At 72.4% G+C, this 6,955-nt stretch carries 5 protein-coding genes; 2 read left to right on the top strand and 3 right to left on the bottom strand.

Annotation, left to right across the window (positions count from 1 at the left end):
* Window positions 1-31 precede the first annotated feature (31 nt).
* A complete protein-coding gene (locus RKD20_RS38050) occupies window positions 32-853 on the top strand; it encodes an ATP-binding cassette domain-containing protein (RefSeq protein ID WP_424883415.1) in 822 nt (273 codons plus the stop codon).
* Window positions 850-1,506, top strand: a complete 657-nt coding sequence (locus RKD20_RS38045; RefSeq protein ID WP_424881661.1) for a hypothetical protein — start codon at window positions 850-852, stop codon at window positions 1,504-1,506. Before RKD20_RS38050 ends, RKD20_RS38045 begins: the two co-directional genes overlap by 4 nt.
* A 53-nt stretch (window positions 1,507-1,559) precedes the next feature.
* Here RKD20_RS38045 and RKD20_RS38040 read toward each other — a convergent pair whose 3' ends face one another.
* From RKD20_RS38040 to RKD20_RS38030, 3 genes are all read right to left on the bottom strand, one after another.
* The gene (locus RKD20_RS38040; protein WP_424881660.1) at window positions 1,560-2,918 is read right to left on the bottom strand and encodes an MFS transporter; all 1,359 of its coding nucleotides are present in this window, start codon (window positions 2,916-2,918) and stop codon (window positions 1,560-1,562) included.
* A 201-nt stretch (window positions 2,919-3,119) separates the two neighbouring features.
* On the bottom strand, window positions 3,120-3,956 hold the full coding sequence (locus tag RKD20_RS38035; protein ID WP_424881659.1) for an endonuclease/exonuclease/phosphatase family protein: 837 nt from the start codon (window positions 3,954-3,956) through the stop codon (window positions 3,120-3,122).
* A gap of 63 nt (window positions 3,957-4,019) precedes the next feature.
* Window positions 4,020-6,953, bottom strand: a complete 2,934-nt coding sequence (locus RKD20_RS38030; RefSeq protein ID WP_424881658.1) for a hypothetical protein — start codon at window positions 6,951-6,953, stop codon at window positions 4,020-4,022.
* Between the last annotated feature and the right edge of the window lie 2 nt (window positions 6,954-6,955).

The following is a 6,955-nucleotide window of genomic DNA, read 5'->3' as shown; positions in this document are numbered from 1 at the left end:
CTACGGCCGGGGGCGTTGGGTCCTCCAGGACGTGGACCTGGAGGTCTCGGGCGGCGACGTCCTCGCGGTCGTGGGCGGCAACGGCTCGGGAAAGTCGACCCTGTTGAGAATCCTCGTGGGCCTGTCGCAGCCCACGTCCGGACAGGTGCTGGGCCGGCCGCGGCACATCGGCTACGTACCGGACCGCTTCACCGCCCACGAACGGGTCTCCGCGCTCTCCTACCTCACCCACATGGGGCGCATCCGGGGTCTGTCCGGCGCGGCGGCGCGGACCCGGGCCGGCCGGCTGCTGGACCGGCTGGCGCTGGTGGGCGGCCGGAACGCCGCGCTGCGCACTCTGTCCAAGGGCAACGCCCAGAAGGTCGCGCTCGCCCAGGCGCTGCTCGTGGAGCCCGCCCTGCTGGTCCTCGACGAGCCGTGGTCGGGCCTGGACGCCTCGGCGCACGGCGTATTGGCCGAGTTCATCGGGGAGGTGTCCGCCGCCGGCGGGGCCGTGGTCTTCACCGACCACCGTGAGGCGATCACCGAGACGCACGCGACCGGTGTGTTCGCCATCGGCGACGGGCGGGTGAGCCCGCGCGGCGGACCGCACTCCGGCGGGCGGGTCAGGGAGGTCGAACTGGCCCTGACGGTGCCGGTCACCGGCGTGCGCCCCCTCGAAGTGAACTGGTACGCCCTGCCCGGGGTGACGGACGCCGCGCGCCGGGACGACGCGATCGTCCTGCGCGTCGCGCGGGAACACTCGGACACCGTGCTCCTGACGGCGCTGCAACATCACTGGTCCGTGGAGAGTCTCACGCGGCCGGGCGTCGACCACGCCTCCCGCGTGGGCGCGAGGAGGGCTGCCCTGTGATCGCCCTGGTGCGCTACATGTTCACCGTGATGCTGCTCTCGCAGCGCTATCTGGCGCCGCTCCTGCTGTTCGTCGGCCTCCTCGCGGTTCTGACGAGCAGTGACTCGGGCCCCCTGGCCGCCACCTACGGCTCGGCGTCCGGAGGCATGCTGGTCTGCTCGGTCTGGCTCACCATGGCGCTGATCGGGCTGGAGGACCAGACGCACCGCTCGGTCGTCGTCGTCACCGCGGGCAGCCAACTGCGGGTGCTGCTCGGTTCTGTGGGCACGGCCGCCCTGTGGTGCCTGCCGTTGACGGCGGCCGGCCTCGTCCTGCCACTGCTGTTCGGCTCGCACACCTTCACCCTCGCCGACGCGATCCTGGGCACCGAGGCCCAACTCACCTGCGCCTTCACGGGTATCGCGATCGGCGTCCTCTGTTCGCGGCTGCTCTTCCGCCGGCAGGGCTACGCGCTGCTCCTGGCCCTGATCCTGCTGCTGGCCGTCCTGCTGGCCAAGGGCGTCTCACCGGTCAACGTGCTGCTCGGCGACCTCCAGAACGCGTCCGACTCGGCGGATCTCCTGGGCTCCACCGCCGTCCTGCTCGCGATCTCGGCGGGAGTCCTCGCAGCGGCGGTGGCGGCCACGCAGGCGATCAGCGTCAGAAGGAGCTGAGCCGGCAGCGGGGTCGACCCCGCTGCCGCCCGCCACCCGCCCACGCGAACCGTTCAGGCCACGGCGCCCGCGTCCCCCTCGCCCACGCCGGGGATGTCATGGACGGATCGCAGCGTCGAGCAGGCCAGGACGGCGACGGCCCCCAGGGCGGTGAGCCCGGCCAGCACGAGGGCCGTGCCGGTACCGGCGGCGGCCCCCATCGCTCCACCGAGCAGGTCGGCGAGCGCCCCGCCCAGGAGGGCGCCGAGCGGAATCGCGCAGAAGTTGATCGTCCGCGAGGTGGCATGCACCCGGCCCAGCAGCTCGGGCCGGGTGACCGACTGCCGCAGCGTGGTGACCGTCGCGTTCCACACCGGCACCCAGGCCGAGGCCGACGCGCCCACCACGATCAGTGTCGGCAGGGCGGGCAGCCACAGGGCCAGCGGAGCGGCGACCCACAGAACTCCGGAGGCACTGGCGGCGATGAGCGTCCTGCCCAGGCCGAACCGGACGAGCATCCGGTCGGCCACCCACGCACCAGCGACCCCGCCGAGCCCGACCAGGGTGAACAGGACACCGACGGTTCCCGGACCGAGCCCCAGTGTGCGATAGGCGAAGAGCAGGGACACCGTGGAGGCCGCGGTGTTGCCCAGGTTGCGGATCACGGCGGCCACCGTGGCCGGCCGCAGCAGTGGGTGCCGCCACAGGGCCAGTACGCCCGCCTTCATCTCGGCGAACAGCGAAGCCCCCGGTTGCCGTGGTGGCGCCGGGGGCTCCGGGGTACGCAGTCGCAAGAGGGTCATCACCGGTATGAGGAACGAAGCGGCGATCACGGCGAGCGCGCTGGTGCCGGACAGGGCCTGGCTCAACAAGCCCCCCAGAGCGGGGCTCGCCAGCAGGGCCAGCGAAGTGGACACCTCCAGCCGCGCGTTGGCCCTCGCGAGCATCTCCCGGGGCAGCAGGGTCGGCAGATGTGACTGATTCGCGACGTCGTACAGGACTCCGAAGGCGCCGGCGGCAAGCGCCGCCAGGCACAGATCGGCCATGCCCATGGTTCCGACGGCGACGGCGAACGGGATCCAGGACAGCGCCAGCATGGTGCCGACGGTCGCCAGCAGCATGGCCGGCCTGCGCCGCCGACGGTCCATCAGCACTCCGGCGAACAGGCCCAACACGGGATAGGCGGCGGTACCGACGGCGTTCAGTGCGCCGACCCACAGGCCGGAGGCGTGGAACGTGACGATCGCGATGGTGGGAAACAGGAAGATGGCCATTTGATGACCCACCACACTGACAGTCTGTCCCACCCAATACCATCGGAAGTCCTGGCGGGCCAGGGCGATTTCCGGTGCGACATCCTCAAGAGCCGTCTTTTGCCCGGACTTCCGATCTGCCTTCCGCGCTGTGTTCTGTTCGACTCGCCACCAGGCCATGGCCCTCCCCGTTCGTGGCCGCAGAGCGCAGACATGTCCCCGGAATTGAAACACGTGCAGGCAACAGACGGCCACAACGCCGGAGTTGGAAATGCCGATCGATTTTCGAACCGCCCGGGAAAATCATCCGGGCGACAGGGAATTTCCCACTCTCCGTAAAGCCAGGCCCGACTGCCCGGTCACCTCTCACCGCGGGCCGGGTCAGCGGGCCACGTCGGCGTACAGCACATGATGGTCCGAGACCGGATTCGGATGCACACGATGCCTGGCGGCGACGTAGCCGCGCAGGAAGACGTAGTCGAACTTGCTCTGCCAGTCGGTGGTCGGCTCGCAGGTCGTGGCGGCGCCGGGACGGCAGCGGGGGTCCGCGTCCGTGGCCAGTTTCCACATCTTGGTGAGTTCGTAGGCGTCCGGCACGGCGTTGAAGTCGCCGATGACGATCGCCCGGTCGTGCCGGGCGACCTCCTTGGCGAGGACGCCGACCTGGGCCGCCCGGACCGCCTCCTGACGTCGTTCGGCGAGGTGGGTGTTGAAGACCCGGACCGGGTGGCCGCCCACCGTGGTGGTGACCTCCATGTATCCGCGGTCCTCGGAGCCGCCGTCGGGATACTCCTCGGTGACGACGTCGGTCATCGGGGCCGCCGACAGGATCGCCTCGCCGTAGCCGCCCGGGTTCCAGGGCGCTCCCCCGCACCGGCCCCAGCTCTGGAGAACCGCCCCGTACTCGACGTGGTAGACGAGTCCGTGGAGGTTCTCCAGATAGTCCCGGATCTTCTCGACGTCACCCACGCACGCTTCCTGGAGGCCGATGACCTGCGGTGCGAACGTGGCGATCTCCGCTGCCCGGTCGTCGTTGCCCGTCTCGCAGGGGTTGCAGAGGTTCCAGGTCATGACGCGGTTCGGTACGACGTCCCTGACGGCTTTGGCGGGCGCGGACCGGGCGTCCAGGGCACCGCTCGGCGCGCTGGGACCGGAGAGCACCATCCAGGCCACGACCATGGCACCCACGAGCAACCACGTGCCCTTTCCGAGCACCATTGCCTCCTCGACGTGGATCCGCAGGGCGACTGACGTCTACTGAACGATGTTATGGGACCGGGCTCACTCCTCGTCGCGCAGTCGGGCCGCCAGGGAGGTCAGGGGCTCGGTCTCCTCGGTGCGGCCCACGGCGGTCAGGTGGGAGACCGCGGCGTCGAGGCGGGTGAGGGCGGGGGCGGGGCGTTCCAGGTAGAGGCCCTCCACGGCGCCCGCGAGGCGGACGCACTCCGCCCACTCGCCGGCCCGGTCGTCCTCCGGTCCCGGCTCGCCGAGCAGGGCCAGGGCCTTCTCCAGGGCGGCCAGGGCGTCCTCGTAGGCGCCGGCGTAGGCGCTCACCCGCCCGTGTTCGTAGGCCAGGGCGCTGTCCAGGGAGCGGCCGCGGGGCTCGTACCCGGCGGCGCTGGCCTCCTCGGCGATCCGGCCCGCGTCGGCGAGGAAGGCGCGCGCTTCGGCGAGTCCCTCGGTGCCCTCCTGCTGGGCCTGGAGGCGGGCGAGTTCGCGCAGGCAGTTGCTGAGCAGTTCGTAGCGCGGGTCCCGGGCGTGGGCGGCGATCGCCTGGTCCGCGGCCTCGCGGGCCCGGTCGAACTCGCCGGACTCACCGAGGAGTACGGCCGTCTCCGCGGCGATCATGGCGTGGCTGCCCGGGTCGTCGTCCCAGCCGGCCGACTCGGCCGCGAGCGCGGCGAACTCGGCCGTGGCGGCCTTGACGTCCTCTCCGGCGCGCAGTGCGCGGGCGCGGGTCAGGCGCAACTGGGCGGTGAGCCGGTCGTCCAGCTCTCCGGCGGCGACGTCCGGTTCGGCCAGCAGGGAGTCGAGCAGGGCGATGCAGTCCTCGACCCGGTCCAGGTCGAGGCTGAGCTGGGCCGCGTTGCTGTAGGTGCAGAACGCGTCGATCCGGTTGCCGCGGCGCAGGTCCGTCTCCGCCGAGCGCGTCAGGTGCCGCAGGGCCTCGCCGGGGCGGCCCAGGTGCATGCAGGCCTCGGCCAGATCGCCGTGGAGGCGGGTGGTGTCGATCGTGTCGGCCGGCCAGTCGGCGGCCTGTCGCAGTGCTTCGGTGAGGTCCGTGTGCGCGGCCCCGGGGTCCCGGAGGGCGAGCTGGAGCCGGCCGCGCAGTCCGAGGGTGCGGGGCACGTGCCAGGCGGGGCCCTGCGCCTTCAGCCGGTCGAGAAGGGCGTCGATCTCGGTGACGGCGGCGGGCAGGTCGCCGGAGATGGCGTGCGTACTGGCCCGCAGCATCAGGGCGCCGGAGATCTGCCCGGCGAGGTCGTGCCGGGTGGCGAACGCGTGCAGCAGGTCGGTCTCGGCGAAGACCGGCGCGGCGTGTTCCTCGCTTCCGGTTGTCTGGAGGCGCAGGCCGTGGGCGGTCGCCCGCAGCCGCAGCAGGCGGGCCTCCAGGTAGGGAGGGAGGCCGGTCGTCTCCTCGTGCAGGCGGACCACGGACGCATGCGCGGCGGTCAGCGCGGCCGCCTTCGCCTCGGCTCCGTCCGTGTCCTGCGCGGGGATCTGGGCGGCGGCGAGCAGGGCGCAGGCGCGGGCGACCGCCGCGTGACCGGGCTCCGAGGCGTCGTCGTAGAGAGCCGCGGCCTCCTCGTGGAGCGCGGCGGCTTCGGCGAAGTCGTCCTTGTTGGCCGCCGAGGTCGCTTCGTCGGCCAGCAGGTCCGCGCGCAGCCGGACCAGCGGGCCCACGGCCGGGTCATCGGGGTGGGAGTAGTCGCGGGTGGCGACGAGCGTGCGCAGCCGCGCGAAGCAGGTCTGGGCCTCCGGGTGCCCCTCTTCCTCCCACTTCCTTGCCTGGACGATGAGCTCGGGCAGGGCGTCGGGGACGGCGGTGGCCGTACGGGAGACGGGCGCGGTGACCGGGGCGGCCGGGGCCACGTCGTCGAGACCGCGGGGGCGCAGGGTCAGCTCCAGCGCGTCGAGGAGGGGGGCCCGGTCGAGGCGGGTCCTGCGGCGGCCGGTGTGGGTCGAGGTGCCGTTGCGGGCGTCGAAGCGGGCGGCGAGGTCGTCCGCGCGGCCCCGCACCTCGGCGCGCAGGCCGGACACCGTCCAGGTGCGGCCCGCGTATCCGGCGGCGGGCAGTTCGCCGTGGCCGAGGTGCTCGACACGCTGGAGGAGGACCTCGACGCCGGTGAGGAAGTCGAGCTGGTCCAACGGCGAGTCGACCTCGTCGAACAGGTTCCGGTTCTCGGCGAGCAGCTCCAGGCCGCGCGCCTCGTTGCCGGTCAGCGCGCAGAACTCCAGGTGCCGGCCGACCTCCCCGGACATCGAGGGGTTGCGGCGGCAGCCGCGGTAGCCGACGAGGTGCAGTTCGCGGGCCCGGTCGGCGGCGCCGGTGCGCAGCAGGGGCAGCAGCGCGTACGAGAGGGAGCGGGCCGGCTCCTCCTGGCAGGACTCCTTGCCGTTCAGGACGGGCTCCCAGGTGCGCAGGGCCCGCTGGTCGTCGCCCGCCGCGAGGTGGAACAGGGCGCGCTCGCAGATCTCGCAGGCCTCGCAGTCGCTGAGCCGGGTGCGGGTGCGGCCCGCCCACAACTCGTAGGCGAGGGTCGTGTCCTCGCCCACGTGGGCGGCGAGCTGGTACGCCTGGCTGTAGTACGGCTGGAGGCCGAGGCCGGCCTTCTCGTAGCGGTCGCGCATCTCCGTCAGCCACTGGCGGAGGCTGGCCAGCGGTATCTCGGGCAGCTGACGCAGGGCGTGGCCCACCCACTTGAACCGCCAGAACACCATGTGGCGCAGGCGCTCGTCGAAGACGTCGGGCTGCTCGTCGAAGAGGGTGAGCAGCCGGGCGAAGACGACGGGTGACTTCCGGGGTTCGGAGCCGTAGGTGTACGCCTCCTGGAGTTCGAGGAGCGCGTGGACGAGCGGGACGGGCTCCTCGAACTGCTCGGCGACGTCGACGAGTTCCTCGGCGGTGACGGTGCGGGTCCGGCCGTAGGGACGCTGGTCGTTGTCCTGGAGCGCCTGGTACAGCTCGTCGGTGGTCTGGATCGCGGTGGGCATCG

Origin of the sequence: Streptomyces sp. SLBN-8D4 (assembly GCF_049739545.1) — a bacterium.
GTDB classification, from domain to species: Bacteria; Actinomycetota; Actinomycetes; order Streptomycetales; family Streptomycetaceae; genus Streptomyces; species Streptomyces canus_C.
The sequence above is the reverse complement of the archived record's forward strand: the minus strand, read 5'-3'. Positions and strand labels throughout refer to the sequence as shown.

Excerpts from the sequence above, each read along its gene's own strand:
- RKD20_RS38040 (WP_424881660.1), bottom strand. The coding sequence starts at position 2,918 with ATGGCCTGGTGGCGAGTCGAACAGAACACAGCGCGGAAGGCAGATCGG.
- RKD20_RS38035 (WP_424881659.1), bottom strand. The coding sequence starts at position 3,956 with ATGGTGCTCGGAAAGGGCACGTGGTTGCTCGTGGGTGCCATGGTCGTG.
- RKD20_RS38030 (WP_424881658.1), bottom strand. The coding sequence starts at position 6,953 with ATGCCCACCGCGATCCAGACCACCGACGAGCTGTACCAGGCGCTCCAG.